The sequence below is a fragment of the Streptomyces sp. A0592 genome (assembly GCF_004795115.1).
Taxonomy (GTDB): domain Bacteria; phylum Actinomycetota; class Actinomycetes; order Streptomycetales; family Streptomycetaceae; genus Streptomyces; species Streptomyces erythrochromogenes.
The window spans coordinates 15610-35151 of sequence record NZ_SSBM01000040.1 but is presented as its reverse complement, the minus strand read 5'-3'; the positions used below and the strand labels follow the sequence as shown (position 1 = coordinate 35151).

Below are 19542 nucleotides of genomic sequence, written 5' to 3'. Positions count from 1 at the left end.
CGCAGCATGGACTTCGCATTCGACGCCCGGACCGAGGAACTCCGCGAACGGCTGCTCGCGTTCATGGAGGAGTACGTCTACCCGGCGGAGCCCGTCGCCGCCGAGCAGCGCGCACGGCTGGCCTCGCCCTGGGACACCCCGGCCGTCTTCGGTGAACTGAAGGCCGAAGCACGCCGCCAGGGTCTGTGGAACCTCTTCCTCGTAGACCAGCACAGCCTGCCCGACGCGGAGTACGGCGCGGGACTGACCAACCTCCAGTACGCGCCGCTCGCCGAGATCACCGGCCGCAGCCCGCACCTGGCGCCCACGGCGACCAACTGCGCGGCCCCCGACACCGGGAACATGGAGCTGCTGGCCCAGTTCGGGAGCGAGGAGCAGAAGAAGCAGTGGCTGGATCCGCTGCTGAACGGCGAGATCCGCTCCGCGTTCGCGATGACCGAGCCCGAGGTGGCCTCCTCGGACGCGACGAACATCGAGACCCGGATCGAGCGGGCGGGCGCCGAGTACGTGGTCACCGGCCGCAAGTGGTTCATCTCCGGCGCCATGAACCCGGACTGCAAGGTCTTCATCGTGATGGGCAAGACCGACCCGGAGGGCGCCGATCCGCGCCGTCAGCAGTCGATGGTCCTGGTCCCGCGGGACACCCCGGGCGTCGAGGTGCGGCGGGCCATGACGGTGTACGGGTACGAGGACCACGACCACGGCGGCCACGCCGAGGTGGTGTTCGACGGCGTACGGGTCCCCGCGGCGAACCTGATCGGCGAGGAGGGCGGCGGCTTCGCCATCGCCCAGGCCCGGCTCGGTCCGGGGCGCATCCACCACTGCATGCGGCTGATCGGCATGGCGGAGCGGGCGATCGAGCTGATGTGCCGGCGCGCGGTGGAGCGTACGGCCTTCGGCAAGCCGCTGGCCGCCCAGGGCGTCGTGCAGAACTGGATCGCCGACGCCCGCGTCACGGTGGAGCAGCTCCGGCTGTTGGTGCTGAAGACGGCCTGGCTGATGGACACGGTCGGGAACCGGGGTGCGCACACCGAGATCCAGGCCATCAAGATCGCGACGCCGCGGGCGGTGGTGCGGATCCTGGACGACGCGGTGCAGCTGCACGGCGCGGGCGGGGTGAGCCAGGACTTCCCGCTGGCCGAGCTGTGGGCGGCGGCCCGGACCCTGCGGCTGGCCGACGGCCCGGACGAGGTGCACCAGCGCTCCCTGGCCCGTAGGGAGCTGAGGCGCTACATGTAGCCTCCGGCGGAGCGGGGCCCGGGCCGGGAGCCAGGTCCCGGAGCGCAGCACCGGGCCCCGGGCCGACCGCGTCCAGGGGGCGGAGGGCTACACCGACCACCCCGCGCCGGACGCCTCGGGGATCAGGGCCGCAGCGCCCGCAACAGCAGGTCCGCGAGGTGGTCGGCGACCTGCTGCGGTGTGAGCGGGCCGTCGGCCCGGTACCAGGTCGACAGGTGGTGCACGGACCCGAAGTGGTAGTCCACCACCAGGTCGGCGGGGGTGGCGGTGGAGAAGACGCCGGCCTTCTGCCCCTCCTCGATCAGGGCCCGGAAGCGCTCGTGGTAGCGCCGGCGCTCCGCCCGCACCTGCTTGAACTTCTCCGGGCTGAGCTGGTGCATCGACCGAAAGAAGATCATGGCGTCGTCGAGGTTCTCGATGGTGGTGACGACCACGTCGGCGGCGGCCGCCCGCAGCCGTTCCTCGACGGGGGCGTCGGAGGCGGCCACCGCGTCGAGGCGCTGCTGCTGGAGGCGCAGCATGCGCGCGTACACCTCGTGCAGGAGGTCGTCCTTGGACCCGAAGTAGTGGTAGAGCGCGCCCTTGGTCACCCCGGCCGCCTCGACGATCTCCTGGACGGACGTGCGGTCGTAGCCGCGCTCGGCGAACAGCCGGGTGGCGACGGCCAGCAGCCGCTGCGGTACCGGGGCCTCGTGCGTGCCTGCGGGTTCCGTGGTCCTGGCCGCCATGGTGCCGACCCTCCCTTTCTCGTTCTGCCTGGTCGGTGCGACCAGCTGTACGACCGTCCGACTGTTTTCAGCCGCGATCGCGCAGTTCCCGTCGCAGGATCTTGCCACTGGTCGTCTTCGGAAGGACAGGCAGGATCTCGACCTGGCGCGGGTACTTGTACGCGGCTATGCGCTCGGCGCAGTGGGCGGAGAGCTCCTCCGGCTCGGCCGAGATGCCGGGGCGCAGGCTCACGTACGCCTTGACGCTCTCCCCGCGGTACGGGTCGGGGACGCCGACCACGGCGGCCTCGCGGACGGCGGGGTGGGTGTAGAGCACGTCCTCGACCTCGCGCGGCCAGACCTTGAAGCCGGACGCGTTGATCATGTCCTTCTTGCGGTCGACGACGTAGAGCCAGCCGTCCGGGTCCATGAAGCCGACGTCCCCGGTGCGCAGTTCGCCGTCCGGGAAGGCCTCGGCGGTTTCGGCGGGCAGGCCCCAGTATCCGGGCACGACCTGGGGGCCGCGTACGGCGATCTCGCCGGTCTCGCCGATGGGCAGCTCCTCCCCCTCCTCGTCGAGGATGCGGACGAGGGTGTCGGTGCCGGGCAGGCCCACGGAGAGGGTGCCGGAGGCGGGGTCGACGGGGGCTTCGAGGTGCACGGGCACGCTGGCGCAGGGGGCGGTGCACTCGGTGAGGCCGTAGCCGTTGCGGAGGTAGAAGCCGAAGGCCGCGCGCAGGCGTTCGACGAGCGCGGGCGGGAGCGGGGCGCCGCCGGAGGAGAGCACCTGGAAGGAGGCGAAGTGGTCCGGGGTGGCTGCGGGGTGGGCGGCGAGGGCCATGAAGGCGGTGGCCGGGCCGACGGCGTAGGCGGGCCGGTGTTCCAGGAAGGCGTCGAGGACGGCGCCGGCGTCGAAGCGGTGGGCGAGGACGAGGGTGCCGGCGTTGGCGAAGCACGCGGCGAGTTCGCAGACCATGCCGGTGATGTGGAAGAGGGGTGCGAGGGCGAAGTAGCGGGCGCCCTCGGCGAGGGGGTGGGAGGTCACCTGTCGCACGGCGTTGTAGGTGAGCGCGCCGTGCGGGTTCATCGCGCCCTTGGGCGTGCCGCTGGTGCCGGAGGTGTAGCTGATGAGGGCGGTGTCGGCGGCGGTGAGGTCCGGGCCGTCCGGAGCAGGCCGCCCGCCGCGGGCCACGGTGAGCAGGTCGGCGGTGACGGGATCGGCGGTGACGGGATCGGCGGGGTCCGCGGCGGCCGGCTGCTCGCGTCCGGGCACCGCTTCCGGCGCGACCGTCTGCGCGGGCACGAGCGGTCGGTCGGGGGCCGTGGCAGTGGCCGTGCCAGTGGCAGCGGTCGGGTCCGGTGCCGGGCCGAAGACGCGCGGGTCGTCGCGGGTCTGGAAGTCCCGGTCCGAGGCGGTCAGCACGGTCCGCACGGCGCTGCCCCGCACCGCCTGACGCAGGTACGCCGCCCAGGCGCGGCCGTCGCACACGAGCGCGGCGGCTCCCGAGTCGCGCAGGACGTGGCCGACCTCGCCGGACTTGTACATGGGGTTGAGGGGGACGACGACGGCCCCTGCCTTCCAGGCGCCGAGGACGGCCAGCACGAAGTGCGGGGTGTTCTGCAGCATGACCGCGACCCGGTCGCCGCGGCGGACGCCCCGCGCCGCGAGGTGGCCGGCGACGGCGTCGGAGAGCGCGTCGGCCTCGGCATAGCCGATCCGGCCGTCGAAGTAGGCGAGCGCGGTGCGTTCGGGGGCTCGGGCGGCTGCCTCTCGGAAGGCGTGCAGGACGGTCGGCGGCGGCGTGACGGGCGCCAGCTGGACCGGGGAGAGCAGTCCGCGCCAGGGCCGGGCGGCGTAGACCGAGGCAGAACCGGAGCCGGAGGCAGCGGCAGGGGCAGAGGTGGAAGCGGAACCGGGGGTCACCGGGTCTCCCATGCCTGCTGGAGGTGGTTCATGCCGCTCAGCCAGCGGTCCGGGTCGGTGGCACGGACCGTGTAGTAGTCGGCGACCTCGGGGTGCGGGAGGATCAAGAAGCGGCCCTTCTCCATGCCGTCGAACAGCGCGTCCGCGACCGCTTCCGGCTCGATCGCGGTCGGTGCGAGGACGAGTTCGCCCGCCGAGCCCGCGGCGGTCAGCATGTCGGTGCGCACTCCCTGCGGGCAGATGGCGTGGACCTGGACACCGCGGTGCCGGTAGGTCAGCGAGAGCCATTCCGCGAAGGCGAGCGCACCGTGCTTGGTGACACTGTACGGGGCGGCTCCGATCATGCTGAGCAGTCCCGCGGCCGAGACGGTGGAGACGAACCTGCCGCTCCCCCGCTCCAGCCAGTCGGGCAGCAGCAGCCGGGCGGCGCGGACGTGGGCCATGACGTTGACGTTCCAGGCGGCTTCCCAGACGGCCTCGTCGGCATCGGCGTCCCCGCCCGAGGCGAGTCCGGCGTTGGCGCAGTAGACGTCGACCGTCCCGCCGAGCGCCTCGCGGGCCTCGGCCACGATCTGCGAGGCGTCGCCCGGCACCGGGATCGCCCGTGCGCCGATGGCGCCCGCGACCGCGGCGGCCCTGGCGGGGTCGAGGTCGTTGACGACCACCGTGGCGCCCTCGGCCGCGAAGCGGTGGGCGAGCGCGGCGCCGATGCCGCCGCCCGCGCCGGTGACGACGACTCGCTGGTCCTGGTACGCGCTCACGGGATCACACCTCTCGTACGGCGGGTTGCGGATCCGGGCAGACTAACCAGTCGGTATGTCGGGGCGGAAGGGGCGCGCCTCGTAGCGTGTCGGGATGACGCTGTCGCGACGCGGGGTGCTGGGGCTGGCGGGGGTCGTGGGATCGGCGGGTGCGGTGGGCGCCCTGGGTGCGGCGGGTACCGCCGCAGGTGCCGGAGCAGCCGGGACCGGGACCGGCGCGCCTCGGGCGGCGGGCCGGGTGCGCACCGGCTTCGAGCGGCTCGCGGCGGACGGGTACGCCGTCCTCGCCGGACAGAAGGTCGGGGTGGTCACCAACCCCACGGGGATCACCGCCGATGCCCGGCACCTGGTGGACGTGCTGCACGCGGACGAACGGGTCGACCTCGTCGCGGTGTTCGGGCCCGAACACGGGTTCCGCGGGACGGCGCAGGCCGGGGACTCCGAGGGCGCCTCGCGGGACCCGGCGACCGGGCTGCCCGTCTACGACACGTACGACAAGAGCGGGCAGCGGCTCGCCGACGTGTTCACGGCGGCCGGGATCGACACCGTCGTCTTCGACATCCAGGACGTCGGGGCCCGCTTCTACACCTACATCTGGACCCTCTACGACTGCATGCGCGCAGCGGCCCTCGCCGGCAAGGCGGTGGTGGTGCTGGACCGGCCGAACCCGGTGGGCGGCCGGCGGGCGGCGGGCCCGGTGCTGGAGCGGCCGTACGCCAGCTTCGTGGGCCGGGAGCCGATCGCGCTCGCGCACGGGATGACGGCGGCCGAGCTGGCCCGGCTCTTCAACGGCGAGTTCCTGGCCGCCGGCCGGGCTGCCGCCGGCCGGGCTGCCGCCGGCCCCGTCAGGCTGACCACGGTGGCCATGTCCGGGTGGCGGCGCGGGTCCTTCTTCGGGGAGACCGGGCTGCCCTGGGTGCCGCCGAGCCCGAACATGCCGACGCCGGACACGGCCCTCGCGTACGCCGGCACCTGCCTGTTCGAGGGGACGAACCTCTCCGAGGGGCGCGGGACGACCACGCCCTTCGAGGTGCTGGGTGCCGAGGGGATCGACCGGCGGTGGGCGGAGGCGGCGAACGGGCTGGGGCTGCCCGGGGTGTGGTTCCGGGAGGCGTACTTCACGCCGACCTTCTCCAAGCACGTGGGGAAGGTGTGCGGCGGGGTCCGGCTGATCGTCCACGACCGGGAGGCCTTCGACCCGGTACGGGCCGGCATCGGGCTGCTGGTCACCGCCCGCCGGGTGTGGAGCGGCTTCGGCTGGCGCGCGGACCACTGGATCGACCGGCTGACCGGCTCGGACCGGGTGCGCACACTGGTGGACGCGGGCGCCGGGGTGGAGGAGGTCGCGGCCGACTGGGCGGCGGGGCTGGCCCGCTTCGAGACGGTGCGCGCGCAGTACCTGCTCTACTCCTGAGCCGGCCGCGCCGGGGGGCTGGCCGGGCGGGCGCCGCAGCAGGATGCTGGCTGCACCGGAAGCACGGCGTGAAGGGGGACGTCATGGCGGACGTCGGTGGCGGATTCGGCTTCGGGACGGGGACCGGGATCGGGGTGGGGCCGTACGCGGAGCTGACCTTCGACTCCGAGGGGGACGTCGACCGCGCCTCGCAGGGGGCGGTGTCCCGGATGGAGGCGACGGACGTGCTCGTCTTCGCGCACGGCTGGAACAGCGACCGGTCCACGGCGACCCGGCTCTACGAGCGGTTCTTCGCCCCTTTCCCCGCACTGGTGGGGCCGGGGGTGCGGCTGGGGTACGTGGGCGTCGTGTGGCCCTCGATGCGGTTCTCCGACGAGCCGATACCCGACTTCGAGGTGGCCGGGGCCCTCGCGGAACCGGGCAGCGGCTGCGCGCTCGACCCCCTGACCCGGCGGGCGCTCGGGGAGTTCTGGCCCGGACGGCGCGCGGAGCTGGACCGGCTGGCGGAGCTGCTGGCGGAGCAGCCGGAGTCGGCGGCCGCGTTCATCGAGTTCGGCGCGCTCGTCAGGGAGCTGGCCGGCCTGGACGCGGTGCACGCGGTGGCGGCGCCGGCGGTACCCGCGATCTTCACGGAGGACGTGCTGGAGGTCTGCCGGGCCCTCTCGCTCGCCCTGGCCAGGGCCGGCGCCGCGGCCGCCGGTACCGAGGAACCGGGGCTCACGGTCGGCGGGGGCCTGCGCGGCCTGTGGGGCGGCGCCAAGGAACTGCTCCGACAAGCGGCGTACTACAAGATGAAGAAGAGGGCGGGCGTGGTGGGCGAGCGGGGGCTGGGCCCGGTCCTGGCAGAGCTGGCGGCGGGCCGCCCGGCCCTGCGCTTCCATCTGATCGGCCACAGCTTCGGGGCCCGGGTGGTGTCCTTCTCGCTGCGCGCGGCGCCGGACGGCGCCCGGTACATCAGGTCCGTGACCCTGCTCCAGGGGGCCTTCTCGCACTACGCGTTCGCCGACCGGCTGCCGCACGACAAGGGGCGCGGCGGCGCGCTGCGCGGTCTCCACCGGAAGGTCGACGGTCCGGTGGTGGCCTGCCATTCCCCGCACGACTCGGCACTCAAGGTCTTCTACCCGCTGGCGTCCCGGATGGCGGGTGATTCGGCCGGTCTGCTCGGCTTCGACGCGCGGTGGGGCGCGATCGGGCACGACGGGGTCCAGGCGGTGCCGGGAGCGCCCCGGCTGAGCCTCGACACCGCCCTGCGCGAGGGGGTGCCCACGGCCGGATGCGTCAGTGTGGACGCGGGCTCCGTGGTGCGGCGCGGCGGCGCCCCCTCGGGGGCGCACAGCGACATCTGCCACGAGGAACTGGCCCGGGTGGTGGTGTCCGCGGGGCGCATGGGGCGCTGAGTTCCGGCCATGTGCCACCTGCACGCCTCGTCCGCCCCCGCATGCGCCCGCTCCCGACCGGGCATGTTGGGCACATCGGCGGAGGTGATGGTGTGATGGCGGGATTCCGGAGTCTGGCCTACCAGGTGCGCGACGCGCGCAATGACCGGGCCCTGCGGCGCCACTCGCTGCGCCGCTGCCTGGAGCGGTTCGCGCCCTACGGGCACCGGGCCACGTGGTGGCACCTGTGCGACCGGCACGGGATCGCCCCCGAGGACCGGGGGGCGGACCCGCTGCGGCTGGTGGCCGCGCTGGAGGAGCTGGAGGACGCGCGGAGGGTCTGGCTGGAGTACGAGCGCCAGTTCGCGGAACGGCGCCGGAGGGAGAAGCACCACGGGCTGCGCCGGCCGGAGTGGGCCTGGGGCGGCAGCGGGGACGCGGTGGTGCGCTGTGCGGACCCGGGGGTGCGGCCCGAGGGGGCCCTGGGCGAGGTGCTCCGGCGGCTGGTCCGGGCCCTGGAGTCGGAGCCGGGGACGGGGTGCCCGGTCTGCGGGGACACCGAGCTGCGGTGGCCGGAGGTGGCTCCGGTGGGCCCGTGGGAGGGGGCGCTGGCCTGGGACGGGCCGGTGTGCGCGGGCTGCGGGATCGTGGTGCCGAGACCGGCCCTGGCGGACTTCCCGTCGACGGACGCGGCGTGAAGGCGCAGGCGTGAAGGTGGCGGCGTGAAGGTGGCGGGTGGGCCGGCCGTGGTGTCGGTCAACGGTTCGCGCGGCGCCTCCGACGGGCCTGCGGTACCCATGTCACCGCAGGACCTGGCGGAGTCCGCGGTGCGGGCGGTCGCCGCCGGGGCGGGTGGGGTGCTGGTGCACCCCCGGACGCCGTGCGGGCGCGAGAGCCTCTCGCCGCGGGTGGTCGGGCCGGTGCTGGAGGCACTGCGGGACGCGGGGGTGGGCGTACCGCTGTCGGTGCCGGCGAGCATCGCGGCCGAGCCGGATCCGGCGCAGCGGCTGGCGCGGGTGGGCGCGTGGACGGTACTGCCGGACCGGGCCGTGGTGCATTTCGCGGAGCCGGGAGCGGCCGGGCTCGCCGGGGCCCTGCTGGAGCGGGGGGTGCCGGTGGACGCGGTGGCTCCGCTGGGCGGCGCGGCCGGGCCGGAGCCGCTGGAGCGGCTGCGGGCCTGGCTGGAACGGCGCCCGGGGGGCGACCGGGACGGGGTCCGGGTGGTGGCCGAGTGCGCGGCGGTGCCGGCCTACGAGCGGGCGACCGGGCCGGCCCTGCCGGCCGGTCTGCGCGGGCTGCCGCCACAAGCGGTGCTGCTGTTCGGGCGGGACGGGGCTGCCTGGCCGGTGCTGCGGCTGGCCGCCCGGTGCGGCACGGCCGCGCGCACCGGCGTGGGAGACGTGCTGCACCTGCCGGACGGGCGGCCGGCGCGGTCGAACGCCGAACTGGTGGCGGCGGCCCGGGAACTGACGGCCCGCTCGGGACGCTGTTAGAGCCGTGAGCCGGTGAGGCGTTCACCGAAGACGTCGTCCGGGTTGGACAGGGCGCAGGTCTCCATCGAGAGGCAGCCGCAGCCGATGCAGTCCGTCAGATGGTCGCGCAGCCGGGCGAGTCGGCTGATCCGTTCGTCGAGCTCGGTGCGCCAGGCCTCCGACAGGCGGGCCCAGTCCTCGCGGTTCGGGGTGCGCTCCTCGGGGAGCTGGGCCAGTGCCTCGCGGATGCTGGCGAGCGGGATGCCCACGCGCTGGGCCGCGCGTACGAAGGCCACCCGGCGCAGCGCGTCACGGGTGAAGCGGCGCTGGTTGCCGGACGTGCGGCGGCTGCTGATCAGGCCCTTGGCCTCGTAGAAGTGGAGCGCGGAGACGGCGGCGCCGCTGCGGGCGGACAGCTGGCCGACGGTGAGTTCGTGGATTTTCTCGGGAATCTGCGGCACCCGGCCGAGGGTAGCCGGAGGTCCGTTGACATACACATACGGTCCCAGCATGCTGAGCAAGCGCTTATTCGTCCGTCAGTGGTCCCGCGAGAGACAGGAACAGGCATGGCCGAGCCGAGGGTCTTCACGTCCGCCGAGGAGCTGCACGCCGGGATCGGCGAACCGCTCGGGCCGAGCGGCTGGCTGGAGGTGGACCAGAAGCGGATCGACCTCTTCGCGGACGCGACCGGCGACCACCAGTGGATCCACGTGGACCCGGAGCGCGCCGCGACCGGACCTTTCGGCTCCACCATCGCGCACGGCTACCTGACGCTGTCGCTGCTGCCCAGCCTGGTGCCGCAGGTCATGCGGGTCGAAGGCATGCGGATGGGCCTCAACTACGGCACGAACAAGGTGCGGTTCCCGGCGACGGTGCCGGTCGGTTCACGGCTGCGCGCCACCGCCGTGATCACGGAGGTCGCCGAGGCGGGCGGCGGCGTACAGGTCACCGCCACGGTGACGGTCGAACGCGAGGGCGGCGAGAAGCCGGTGTGCGTGGCGGAGTCGGTGTCCCGCTACTACTTCTGAGGGCCACGGCCCCCTGAGGGCTGCTACGTCGCCGGGCGCGGTCGTGCGCCCACCATGCGGAGCACGAGGTCGGCGTAGAGCGCGCCGACCTCGTCGGGCGTGCGCTGCCCGGCCGCACTGAACCAGCGGGCGACGTCAATGCACAGCGACAGGACGGCCAGGGTGGTCCCGGGCACGTCGGGGACGTCGAACTCCCCCGCCGCGACCCCGTCGGCGAGGATGCGGCGCACGGCGGCATCGCTCTGCCGGCGCAGCGTCACGATCTCGGAGCGGTGCCCGGGGGCGAGGGCGTCGAGCTCGTACTGGACCACGCGCGCGGTGGTGTGGTGCGCGGCGTGCCACCGGACGAAGGACCGCACGGCGGCGTCGAGGCGCTCGGCGGCGCAGCCGGGTCCGTCGGCGGCTGTGGTGAGGATGTCCAGGGCCTTGTCGTGCCCGATCCGACTGATCCGGTGGAGCAGCTCTTCCTTGGTCTTGTAGTGGATGTAGAGCGCGGCCGGGCTCATGCCGGCGCGGCCCGCGATGTCACGGGTGGTGGTGGCGTGGTAGCCGCGCTCGGCGAAGGCGTCGACGGCGGCGACGAGCAGCCGCCGTGCGGCGTCCGGGGTGACCTCGGACCACGGCCGGTAGCCGTCGACCGTGTCCTCCGCGCTGTCCATCGCTCACTCACCTCTTCACCGTCGGGAGTGAACACCCTACAGGGAAGGTGAGCAAGCGCTTAGCGTTCTCGGGCCGGCCGCTCCGGCCCGTGCGGCTACTTCGGTGCGAAGGGGTCGTACTCGGCCATGATCTTCTCCATTCTGGCCTGGTCCACCCGGCTGACGATCTGCGTGACCTCCTGGCGGTCGCGGATCACCTTGGCGAGGGTGAAGGCCGAGGTGGTGAGGTAGAGGACCGCGATCCCGAGGAACGCGCGGACCCAGCCGTCGGCCTCCAGGCGATAGATCCCGACGGCCACGGCCACGAGGGCGATGGCGAAGGAGGCGACGGCCTGTCCGTAGTACGCCCCCGTGTTCTGCTGCTTGACCGGTGTCTCGTTCATGCGTCGAGCATCGGGCGGGCGGCGGAGGGGCACATCCGCGCACGTACTCATACCGCTACTCAGAAGGCGGAAACCCCGGTGAGGGCGCGGCCGATGAGGAGCTTCTGGATCTGGCTGGTGCCTTCGTAGAGGGTCGCCACGCGGGCGTCGCGGAGCAGCTTCCCGGTCGGGTACTCGTCGATGTACCCGTAACCGCCGTGCACCTGGAGGGCGTTGCTCGCGGCGCGCACGGCGGCCTCGGAGGCGAAGAGCTTGGCGGTGGAGGACTCGGTGGCGAAGGGCCGTCCGCGGTCGATGAGGTCCGCGACGCGCCAGGTCAGCAGCCGGGCCGCGTCCACGTCGACCGAGATGTCGGCGATGAGCTCCTGGACCAGCTGGTGGTGGGCGATCGGCTTGCCGAACTGCTCGCGGTGGGCGGCGTACGAGACGGCGGCGTCCAGGGCGGCCTGCGCGATGCCGACGCAGCCGGCGGCGACCGACATGCGGCCCTTGGCGAGTGCGGACATGGCCACCGAGAAGCCCTTGCCCTCCGGGCCGAGCATCGCGGAGGCGGGCACGCGGACGGCGTCGAGGACGAGTTCGGAGGTGGCCTGGCCGCGCAGGCCGAGTTTGCCGTGGATCTCGCGGCGGGTCAGGCCGGGGGTGTCGGCGGGGACGAGGAAGGCGGAGACGCCGCGGTGGCCCGGCTCCGCCCCGGTGCGGGCGAAGAGCAGCACGACGTCGGCCCAGGTGCCGTTGCTGATGAACATCTTGGTCCCGTGGAGGACGTACGAGTCCCCCTCGCGCACGGCGCGAGTGGTGAGGTTCGCGGCGTCGGAGCCGGTGCCGGGCTCGGTCAGGCCGAAGCAGCCGAGCGCGTCGCCGGAGCACAGGCGGGGCAGCCAGGTGCGCTTGTGCTCCTCGGTCCCCCAGGTAGCGATGGTCTTGGCGACCAGGCCGAGGGAGACGGAGACGATGCCGCGCACGGCGGAGTCGCCGCGGCCGAGCTCCTCGGTGACGAGGACGTAGGAAAGGTGGTCGCCGCCGGATCCGCCGTACTCCTCGGGGACGGTCAGGCCGAGGAATCCGAGGGCGCCCAGCTTCTTCACGATGGCCCGGTCCACGCTCTCGGCCCGGTCCCACTCGGCGGCGTACGGGACGATCTCGCGCTCGGCGTACTCGCGGGCGAGCCGGCGTACGGCGCTCTGCTCCTCGCTCAGCTCCAGATTCACCGGGACCTCCTCCAGGCGGGTGGCGGGGTGGCGGCCGGCGCGGCTTTAACTAGCACCGGTAGTTTTTGGTGGGCAGGCTTTACTATGTGGCGCATGGCCAGACCGCGCAAGCCCCTTCTCAGCCGGGACCGGATCGTCGAGGCGGCCGGGACGCTGGTCGACGCGGAGGGGCTGGAGGCGGTGTCGACCCGGCGGCTGGCGGCCGCGCTCGGGGTCAGCGGGCCCTCGCTCTACAACCACTTCCGCACCAAGGACGAGATCCTGGACGCGGTGGCGGACGCGGTGAGCTCGCGCGTCGACCTGTCGATGTTCGACGGCGGCCAGGACTGGCGGGGAGCGCTGCAGGCGTGGGCGCACTCGTACCGGGACGCCCTCGCGGACCATCCCAACATCGTGCCGGTGCTGGCGCGCGGACCCGGTCGCCGCCCGGCGGGACTACGGGTGGCGGACGCGGTGTTCGGCGCGATGACGGAGGCCGGGTGGCCGGCGGCGCAGGCGACCCGGATCGGCGCGCTCATGCGGTACTTCATCCTGGGCTCGGCGGTGGGTTCCTTCGCCCGGGGCTTCGTGGACGACCGCTCGGCCTACGACCCGGCGGACTACCCGCACCTGGGCCAGGCCCACCTGCTGGCCGAGCGGCAGCGCGAGGTGGACGAGGGCGCGTTCGAGACGGGCCTGGAGGCGCTGCTGGACGGGCTGGCCCTCCAGTACGAGGCGCTGGCGCGCGCGAACCGGGGCGACTGAGGCCCGCCCGGACCCGGCACCGGACCGGGCCGGGCACCGGACCGGACCAGGCACCGGACCGGTTCAGGCACGGGACCGGACCAGGTGACAGGCCGGATGACGGGCAGGGTGTCGGGCCGAGGACTAGAAGACGACGAGGGAGCGGCCGCCCTTGCCCGCGAGCATGGCGTCGAACGCGGCTGGGATGTCGTCGAGGGTGATCCGGTCGGTCACCAGGGCGCCCAGGTCGAGGCGGCCCGCGCGGACGTGCTCGGCGATCACCGGGAGGTCGCGGGCGGGGTCGCTGTTGCCGTAGACGCAGCCGGTGAGAGTGCGCGCGAAGTGGAAGATCTCCAGGGCGTGGAAGGTGACCTGCTGCTCCTTGCCGCCGATGCCGACGACCGTGGTGCGGCCGCCGCGGCGGGTCGAATCCCAGGCGCCGCGGATGGTCTCGGCGCGGCCGACGCACTCGACGGCGACGTCCGCGCCCTGCCCGCCGGTGAGCGCACGGATCTGTTTGGCGGTGGTGTCGGAGGCGAGCACGAACTCGGTGGCTCCGGCCGCGCGCGCCAGTTCCTCCTTGGCCGGTGAGGCGTCGACGGCGACGACCGGGCCCGCCTGCGCGATCCGGGCGGCCTGGAGCGCGGCCAGGCCGACCCCGCCGACACCGAAGACGGCCACCGACTCGCCCGGGCGGACCTGGGCGCTGTGGTGGACGGCCCCGTAGCCGGTGAGGACGGCGCAGCCGAGCAGGGCGGCCTCGTCGAGCGGGATCCCGACGGGCGCGGGCAGCACGCAGGCGGCTGCGACGACGGTCTCCTCGGCGAACGCGGCCACGTTCAGCCCGGGGTGCAGCGCGGTGCCCCGGGCGTCGTGCGCGTAGACGTTGCCGACCCCGGCGAGGGCGGTCGCGCAGAGCCAGACCTCGCCGATGGTGCAGTGGTGGCACTTCCCGCAGGACGGCGCCCAGTTGAGCACGACACCGTCGCCGGGGGCGACGTGGGTGACGCCCTCCCCGACGGCGAGGACCGTGCCCGCGCCCTCGTGGCCCAGGACGGCGGGCACGGGGACCCGCATGGTGCCGTCGGTGAGGGACAGGTCGGAGTGGCAGACGCCGGCCGCGGCCAGCCTGACGCGGACCTGCCCGGGGCCGGGGTCGGGCAGCACGATCTCCCTTATCTCCAGCGGTGCTCCGACGGCGGGCAGGATGGCGGCGCGGACCATGGGCGTCGTCTCGACTTTCCGGTGCGGGGGCGGGTGCGGGCGCGGGGCTGCGGGAGCGTGCGGCTGCCGCGGGTGCTGCGGCTCAGAACTGCAGGGACTTGGTCTGGAGGTACTCGGCCAGGCCGTGGGGGCCCAGCTCGCGGCCTACACCCGACTGCTTGTGGCCGCCGAAGGGCGCGAGGATGTTGTAGCGGCCGCCGTTGATGTCCACCTGCCCGGTGTCCATGCGGCGCGCGAAGGCCGCGGCCGTCTCCTCGTCCGCGGCCCAGACGGCGCCGCCCAGGCCGTAGACGGTGCCGTTGGCGATGCGCAGGGCCTCGTCCTCGTCCTCGTACGCGAGGATCGACAGCACGGGGCCGAAGATCTCCTCCTGGGCGATGGCCATGTCGGGGGTCACGTCGGCGAACACGGTCGGGGCGACGAAGTACCCGTGCTCGTACGGCGCGTCCGGTCCGCCGGCGACCAGGCGCGCGCCCTCCTCCACGCCCTTGGCGATGAAGCCGCGGACGCGCTCGTGCTGCTTGGCGTTGACGACGGGGCCGACGCGGGTGCCCGCGGTGCGGGGGTCGCCGGTGGGGTGGTCGGCGACGGCGGCGACCGCGAGCGAAACGGCCTCCTCGTATTGGTCCCGGTGGACGAGCATCCGGGTGAGCGCGTTGCAGCTCTGGCCGGTGTTGTTCATGACGTGGCCGACACCCGCCGCCACGGCCTTGGGCAGGTCGGCCCCGGGCAGGATGACGTTCGCCGACTTGCCGCCCAGTTCGAGGGCGACGCGCTTGACGGCGGCGCCGGCCGTCGCGCCGACCTGCTTGCCGACGGCGGTCGAGCCGGTGAAGGAGACGAAGTCGACTCCCTCGTGGGCGGCCAGGGCCTGACCCGCGACCGGGCCCGTACCGGTCACCAGGTTGAAGACACCGGCCGGGATCCCCGCCTCGTGCACGGCTTCGGCGAAGAGCTGTGCGGTCAGCGGGGTGTCCTCCGCCGGCTTGAGGACGAGGGTGCAGCCGGCGGCGAGAGCGGGTGCCACCTTTGCAACGACCTGGTACAGCGGGTAGTTCCAGGGCGTGATGGCCCCGACCACGCCGACCGGCTCCAGCAGGACGGTGGAGTTCCCGATGCGCTCCTCGAAGGCGTACGAGGCGGCGAGCTCGACGTAGGTGGATACCACGGCGATCGACGAGCCGACGTGGACCGCCTTGGCGAAGCCGAGCGGGGCGCCGAGTTCGGCGGTGACGGTCTCCGTCAGCTCGCCCTTGCGGGCCTGCAGTGCGTCGCGGAGCGCACCGATCAGCGCGGCCCGTTCGGCCGGCGGCGTGGCGGCCCAGCCGGGCAGGGCCGCACGGGCCGCGCGTACGGCCGCGTCCACGTCCTCCTCGGTGCCGGCCGGGACCTGGGCGATGACCTGGCCGTCGGCGGGGTTGACGACCTCGATCCGGCCGGTTCCGGCGGCGGGCCGCCAGGCGCCGTCGATGTACATCCCGTCCTGGGCCTTCATGGCATTCCTCCCGAGTGCGCGAGCGCGTGGATCCGACCTCCCCGCCACCCTACAAACTAGCGTCGGTAGTTTTCGTCGGCCAGGGGCGGCGGGCATCAGATGATGCCGAAAACCATCCCTGCCGCGAGGACGACGAGGGAGGTGAGGGCCGCCCACTTCACGGTGAATCGGGTGTGGTCGCCGAACTCGACCTTGGCCATGCCCACCAGGACGTAGACGGCCGGAACCAGCGGGCTCGACATGTGCAGCGCCTGGCCGACGAGGGAGGCGCGGGCGATCTCGAGCGGGGAGACCCCGTGGGCGGCGCCGGCCTCGGCCAGGACGGGCAGGACCCCGAAGTAGAAGCCGTCGTTCGACATGAAGTAGGTGAGCGGCAGGCTGAGCAGGCCGGTGACCAGCGCCATGTGCGGGCCCATGCCCTCCGGGATGGCGCCGACCAGCCAGTCGGCCATGTCCTTGACCATGCCGGTGCCGGTGAGGACCCCGGTGAAGACGGCGGCGGCGAAGACCATGCCGGCGACGTTCAGGACGTTGTCGGCGTGGGCGGCGATCCGGGCCTTCTGGTCGGGCATGTGCGGGAAGTTGACGGTGAGGGCGAGGGCCGCACCGAGCAGGAACAGCACCGGGATGGGCAGCCACTCCATGATCATCGCGGTGAGGAGGGCGACGGTGAGGCCGGCGTTGAACCAGTAGAGGCGGGGGCGCAGGGTGGGCCGGTCGGGGTCGAGGCCCTGGAACCCGTCCTCGGGGTCGGGGCCGGAGCCCGCGCCGGAAGGGGAGGTGGAGGTGGAAGGGGAGGTGGAGGCCGCGGCGGGGGCCGGCCCGGTGCCCGCGCTCGACACCGCGGGTCCGGCGGAGGCCGACTGGGCGGCGTTTGCGGTGGCGGCCCCGACCAGGTCCTCCCGGCCATCCTCGACGTCCTCGACGGCGTCGGCGTCCTCGGCGGCCGGCGCCTTCCGACCGGGGAGGGCCAGCACTCCGACGCGGCGGCGTTCCCTGAGGCCGAGGACGTACGCCAGGACGAACACGAACAGCAGGCCCACCGCGAGGGCCGGGATCATCGGGACGAAGATGTCGGCGGCGTCGAGCTTGAGGGCGGTTGCCGCGCGGGCCGTGGGACCGCCCCAGGGCAGGGTGTTCATGACGCCGTTGGCCGTCGCCGCGACGCCCGTCATCACCACCAGGCTCAGACCGAGCCGCTTGTAGAGCGGGTACATGGCCGAGACCGTGATCATGAATGTGGTCGATCCGTCGCCGTCGAGCGAGACGATCGCGGCGAGGACTGCCGTGCCGACCACGACGCGCATCGGGTCGGCCTTGCAGAAGCGCAGGATGCCCCGGACGATCGGGTCGAAGAGGCCGACGTCGATCATCAGGCCGAAGTAGACGATGGCGAACATCAGCATGGCGGCGGTCGGAGCGAGCTTGCCGACGCCTTCGATGACGTAGTCGCCGAGGTGTGCGCCCTTTCCTGCGAACACGCAGAACAGTGCGGGAATGAGGACGAGCGCCGCGATGGGCGACATTTTCTTCAGCATGATCAGGACCAGGAAGGTCGCGATCATGGCGAAGCCGAGGAAGGTCAGCATGGGGGGAAGGTAGGCGCCGCCTCCTTTCGCCAACAAGACGTCGGCGCGTGAGCAATACGAGCAAAACCCCAGCTCAGGGCAGGGGTGTCAGCTCGACGGGGAAGGCGTTGAGCACGGCCGTGCCGGAGAGCCGGTCGATCCGGGTGCCGTCGAGCAGCTGGTTGACGTTGACGCCGGGCGTGGCGGAGGCAACGCCGAGGCGGGCGCCGGCGCGGTCGTGGCCCCAGCCGTGCGGGAGGCTCACCACTCCCGTGCGGACGGCTTCGGTGACCTCGACGGGCACCTCCAGGCTCCCGCCGTCGGCGGCGACCCTGGCCCGGCCGCCGTCGGTCAGGCCCAGCCGGGCCGCGTCCTGCGGGTGGACCTGGAGGGTGCAGCGGTTGGAACCTCCGGCGAGGGCCGGGACGTTGTGCAACCAGCTGTTGTTGGACCGCAGATGGCGGCGGCCCACGAGCACCAGGGCGGCTGGGCGGTCGGCGAGGGCCGCGCGCAGCCTGGGGAGCTCGGCCGCGATCGGGTCGGGGAGCAGCTCGATCCTGCCGCTGCGCGTCTTCAGCACCTCCGGGAGCCGGGGCCTCAGCGGTCCCAGGTCGATGCCGTGCGGCGCCTCCAGCAGGTCGTCGAGGACCAGCTCGTACGGCCCGAGGCGCAGCATCATGTCCAGCCGCCTCTCCGGACCGGTGCGCCCCGTCAACCGGCGGGCCTGCACGGAGGGGTCGGTGCCGTGGAGCGGCGAGTGCGCGTCGGCGGCAGCCCGGGCGAGGGTGTCGGCGATGACGCGTTCGTCGACGGCCCCGGGCGGGGCTCCGTGCAGCCCCGACACGGCGAGGATCAGGCGCGCGTGGATCTCGCACTCGTCCATCCGGCCTTCCTCCAGGGGGATGGCGGGCGGCGAGTAGCGGGCCTGGTTGCGTACGGCGAAGGCGTTGAAGGCGAAGTCGAAGTGCGCGCTCTGGGCGGGCGGTGGCGGCGGCAGCACAACGTGGGCATGGCGGGAGGTCTCGTTCAAGTACGGGTCGACGGAGACCATGAAGTCGAGGCCGGCCAGCGCCCGGTCGAGGCGGTCGCCGTCGGGTGCGGACAGGACGGGATTGGCGGCGATGGCGATCAGGGTGCGGATCCGCCCCTCCCCCGGCGTCTCGATCTCCTCGGCCAGGGCCGCGATGGGCAGTTCGCTCTTGGCCTCGGGGTGGCCGCTGACCCGGCTGTGCCAGCGGCCGACCGTGAAGCCCTTGCCGGGACCGGCCGGCCGGGGGGCGCGGTCGGTGGCGGAGAGCGGGAAGAGGGCTCCGCCGGGCCGGTCGAGGTTGCCGGTGAGGATGTTCAGTACGTCGACGAGCCAGCTGGCGAGCGTGCCGTGCTCGACGGTGCAGCTGCCGATCCGTCCGTAGACGGCGGCGGTGGGTGCGGCGGCGAGTTCACGGGCGAGGCTGCGGATCTCGTCGGCCTTGAGGTCGCAGGCGGGTGCGACGGCCTCAGGTGTGAAACTCCCGAGGGCGGCGCCGAGTTCCCCGAGCCCTTCGACGTGTTCCTCCAGCACCCCGGGGGCGGCGAGCTTCTCGGCGAGCAGGGTGTGCGCGAGGGCGGCGAGCAGGAGGACGTCGCTGCCGGGGCGCGGTGCGAGGTGGCGGTCGGCGAGTGCGGCGGTGCGGGTGCGGCGCGGGTCGACGACGACGAGGGTGCCGCCACGGGCGCGCAGGGCCTTGAGCCGGCCGGGGAAGTCGGGGGCCGTGCAGAGGGAGCCGTTGGACTCGACCGGGTTGGCGCCCAGGAGCAGCAGGAAGTCCGTCCGGTCGAGGTCGGGTACCGGGATGGCCAGGGGGTCGCCGAAGAGGAACCCGCTGGAGACGTGCTTGGGCATCTGGTCGAGCGTGCTGGCGGTGAACAGGTTGCGGGTGCCGAGGGTCTTGAGGAGCAGCGGCGGGTAGAGGGCGCCGGCCATGGTGTGCACGTTCGGGTTGCCGAGGACCACGCCGACGGACTGGGGTCCGCCCTTCGCGACGAGGCCGGGCACGGCGGCGGCGATCGCGTCGTAGGCCTCTGCCCAGGTGGCCTCCTGCAGTCGTCCGTCGCGGCGGACGAGGGGGGTCCGCAGGCGGTCGGGGTCGGCGTCCAGCTGCCCGAAGGCGGCGCCCTTGGGGCAGATGAAGCCGCGGCTGAAGACGTCGTCGCGGTCACCGCGGGCGCCGGTGACCGTGGCGCCTTCGATGGTGAGGGTGAGGCCGCAGGTGGCTTCGCAGAGGGGGCAGATGCGCAGGGCGGTGCGGGGCATGGGCCCTCCAGGGCGGCAGGCTGCGGCGCGGTCGTGCGGGGAGCCCCGAGCATACCGACCGGTAG

18 protein-coding genes are annotated in these 19542 nt (G+C 73.6%); 7 read left to right on the top strand and 11 right to left on the bottom strand.

Annotated elements, in window-relative coordinates; all coding sequences use genetic code 11:
• Positions 1–6: 6 nt before the first annotated feature.
• A complete protein-coding gene (locus tag E6U81_RS33760) occupies positions 7–1239 on the top strand; it encodes an acyl-CoA dehydrogenase family protein (protein WP_136233812.1) in 1233 nt (410 codons plus the stop codon).
• Between the two features lie 122 nt (positions 1240–1361).
• Here E6U81_RS33760 and E6U81_RS33755 read toward each other — a convergent pair whose 3' ends face one another.
• The 3 genes from E6U81_RS33755 to E6U81_RS33745 all read right to left on the bottom strand — a co-directional run bounded on the left by E6U81_RS33755 (position 1362) and on the right by E6U81_RS33745 (position 4631).
• Positions 1362–1967: a TetR/AcrR family transcriptional regulator gene (locus tag E6U81_RS33755; RefSeq protein ID WP_136233811.1), complete on the bottom strand. Its 606-nt coding sequence runs from the start codon at positions 1965–1967 to the stop codon at positions 1362–1364.
• A 67-nt stretch (positions 1968–2034) separates the two neighbouring features.
• Complete coding sequence (locus E6U81_RS33750; RefSeq protein WP_240804169.1) at positions 2035–3870, bottom strand: AMP-binding protein; 1836 nt, start codon at positions 3868–3870, stop codon at positions 2035–2037.
• Complete coding sequence (locus E6U81_RS33745; RefSeq protein ID WP_136233809.1) at positions 3867–4631, bottom strand: SDR family oxidoreductase; 765 nt, start codon at positions 4629–4631, stop codon at positions 3867–3869. The genes E6U81_RS33750 and E6U81_RS33745 overlap by 4 nt, the downstream gene beginning before the upstream one ends.
• A gap of 94 nt (positions 4632–4725) precedes the next feature.
• On the opposite strand from E6U81_RS33745, the gene E6U81_RS33740 reads away from it, so the two are divergent.
• From E6U81_RS33740 to E6U81_RS33725, 4 genes are all read left to right on the top strand, one after another.
• Positions 4726–6045 carry a DUF1343 domain-containing protein gene (locus E6U81_RS33740; protein ID WP_136233808.1) on the top strand — a complete coding sequence of 440 codons (1320 nt, stop codon included), beginning with the start codon at positions 4726–4728 and terminating at the stop codon, positions 6043–6045.
• 83 nt (positions 6046–6128) lie between these two features.
• A complete protein-coding gene (locus E6U81_RS33735; protein WP_206310088.1) occupies positions 6129–7442 on the top strand; it encodes a serine-threonine protein kinase in 1314 nt (437 codons plus the stop codon).
• Positions 7443–7537: 95 nt separating this feature from the next.
• The gene (locus tag E6U81_RS33730) at positions 7538–8119 is read left to right on the top strand and encodes a hypothetical protein (RefSeq protein WP_136233807.1); all 582 of its coding nucleotides are present in this window, start codon (positions 7538–7540) and stop codon (positions 8117–8119) included.
• A 24-nt stretch (positions 8120–8143) separates the two neighbouring features.
• Positions 8144–8914, top strand: a complete 771-nt coding sequence (locus E6U81_RS33725) for a 3-keto-5-aminohexanoate cleavage protein (protein WP_240804168.1) — start codon at positions 8144–8146, stop codon at positions 8912–8914.
• On the opposite strand, the gene soxR is transcribed toward E6U81_RS33725, so the two are convergent.
• Positions 8911–9354 (bottom strand): redox-sensitive transcriptional activator SoxR, encoded by a 444-nt coding sequence (gene soxR / locus E6U81_RS33720; protein ID WP_136233806.1) that lies wholly within the window; start codon positions 9352–9354, stop codon positions 8911–8913. The genes E6U81_RS33725 and soxR overlap by 4 nt on opposite strands.
• 105 nt (positions 9355–9459) lie before the next feature.
• Between soxR and E6U81_RS33715 the strand changes: the two genes are divergently transcribed.
• Positions 9460–9921: a MaoC family dehydratase gene (locus tag E6U81_RS33715; RefSeq protein WP_030901938.1), complete on the top strand. Its 462-nt coding sequence runs from the start codon at positions 9460–9462 to the stop codon at positions 9919–9921.
• Between the two features lie 23 nt (positions 9922–9944).
• Here E6U81_RS33715 and E6U81_RS33710 read toward each other — a convergent pair whose 3' ends face one another.
• From E6U81_RS33710 to E6U81_RS33700, 3 genes are all read right to left on the bottom strand, one after another.
• Positions 9945–10580 (bottom strand): TetR/AcrR family transcriptional regulator, encoded by a 636-nt coding sequence (locus E6U81_RS33710; RefSeq protein WP_136233805.1) that lies wholly within the window; start codon positions 10578–10580, stop codon positions 9945–9947.
• Between the two features lie 95 nt (positions 10581–10675).
• Positions 10676–10963 (bottom strand): YiaA/YiaB family inner membrane protein, encoded by a 288-nt coding sequence (locus E6U81_RS33705; protein WP_030661476.1) that lies wholly within the window; start codon positions 10961–10963, stop codon positions 10676–10678.
• Positions 10964–11022: 59 nt separating this feature from the next.
• Positions 11023–12174, bottom strand: coding sequence for an acyl-CoA dehydrogenase family protein (locus E6U81_RS33700; protein ID WP_136233804.1), 1152 nt, complete (start codon positions 12172–12174; stop codon positions 11023–11025).
• Positions 12175–12267: 93 nt separating this feature from the next.
• On the opposite strand from E6U81_RS33700, the gene E6U81_RS33695 reads away from it, so the two are divergent.
• Positions 12268–12918: a TetR/AcrR family transcriptional regulator gene (locus E6U81_RS33695; protein ID WP_136233803.1), complete on the top strand. Its 651-nt coding sequence runs from the start codon at positions 12268–12270 to the stop codon at positions 12916–12918.
• 123 nt (positions 12919–13041) lie between these two features.
• Here E6U81_RS33695 and E6U81_RS33690 read toward each other — a convergent pair whose 3' ends face one another.
• The 4 genes from E6U81_RS33690 to E6U81_RS33675 form a co-directional block, all read right to left on the bottom strand.
• Entirely contained in the window at positions 13042–14121 is a 1080-nt protein-coding gene (locus E6U81_RS33690) for a Zn-dependent alcohol dehydrogenase (RefSeq protein WP_136233802.1), read from the bottom strand.
• 82 nt (positions 14122–14203) lie between these two features.
• Complete coding sequence (locus E6U81_RS33685) at positions 14204–15616, bottom strand: aldehyde dehydrogenase family protein (RefSeq protein ID WP_136233801.1); 1413 nt, start codon at positions 15614–15616, stop codon at positions 14204–14206.
• 95 nt (positions 15617–15711) lie between these two features.
• Positions 15712–17205 (bottom strand): citrate:proton symporter, encoded by a 1494-nt coding sequence (locus tag E6U81_RS33680; RefSeq protein ID WP_136233800.1) that lies wholly within the window; start codon positions 17203–17205, stop codon positions 15712–15714.
• A gap of 73 nt (positions 17206–17278) precedes the next feature.
• Entirely contained in the window at positions 17279–19477 is a 2199-nt protein-coding gene (locus E6U81_RS33675) for a molybdopterin-dependent oxidoreductase (protein ID WP_136233799.1), read from the bottom strand.
• Between the last annotated feature and the right edge of the window lie 65 nt (positions 19478–19542).

Bases quoted from the DNA above. Each gene is read 5' to 3' on its own strand.
- E6U81_RS33755 (WP_136233811.1), bottom strand. From the start codon at position 1,967: ATGGCGGCCAGGACCACGGAACCCGCAGGCACGCACGAGGCCCCGGTA.
- E6U81_RS33675 (WP_136233799.1), bottom strand. From the start codon at position 19,477: ATGCCCCGCACCGCCCTGCGCATCTGCCCCCTCTGCGAAGCCACCTGC.
- E6U81_RS33710 (WP_136233805.1), bottom strand. From the start codon at position 10,580: ATGGACAGCGCGGAGGACACGGTCGACGGCTACCGGCCGTGGTCCGAG.
- E6U81_RS33695 (WP_136233803.1), top strand. From the start codon at position 12,268: ATGGCCAGACCGCGCAAGCCCCTTCTCAGCCGGGACCGGATCGTCGAG.
- E6U81_RS33705 (WP_030661476.1), bottom strand. From the start codon at position 10,963: ATGAACGAGACACCGGTCAAGCAGCAGAACACGGGGGCGTACTACGGA.
- E6U81_RS33735 (WP_206310088.1), top strand. From the start codon at position 6,129: ATGGCGGACGTCGGTGGCGGATTCGGCTTCGGGACGGGGACCGGGATC.
- E6U81_RS33760 (WP_136233812.1), top strand. From the start codon at position 7: ATGGACTTCGCATTCGACGCCCGGACCGAGGAACTCCGCGAACGGCTG.
- E6U81_RS33715 (WP_030901938.1), top strand. From the start codon at position 9,460: ATGGCCGAGCCGAGGGTCTTCACGTCCGCCGAGGAGCTGCACGCCGGG.
- E6U81_RS33685 (WP_136233801.1), bottom strand. From the start codon at position 15,616: ATGAAGGCCCAGGACGGGATGTACATCGACGGCGCCTGGCGGCCCGCC.
- E6U81_RS33690 (WP_136233802.1), bottom strand. From the start codon at position 14,121: ATGGTCCGCGCCGCCATCCTGCCCGCCGTCGGAGCACCGCTGGAGATA.
- E6U81_RS33730 (WP_136233807.1), top strand. From the start codon at position 7,538: ATGGCGGGATTCCGGAGTCTGGCCTACCAGGTGCGCGACGCGCGCAAT.
- E6U81_RS33740 (WP_136233808.1), top strand. From the start codon at position 4,726: ATGACGCTGTCGCGACGCGGGGTGCTGGGGCTGGCGGGGGTCGTGGGA.
- E6U81_RS33680 (WP_136233800.1), bottom strand. From the start codon at position 17,205: ATGCTGACCTTCCTCGGCTTCGCCATGATCGCGACCTTCCTGGTCCTG.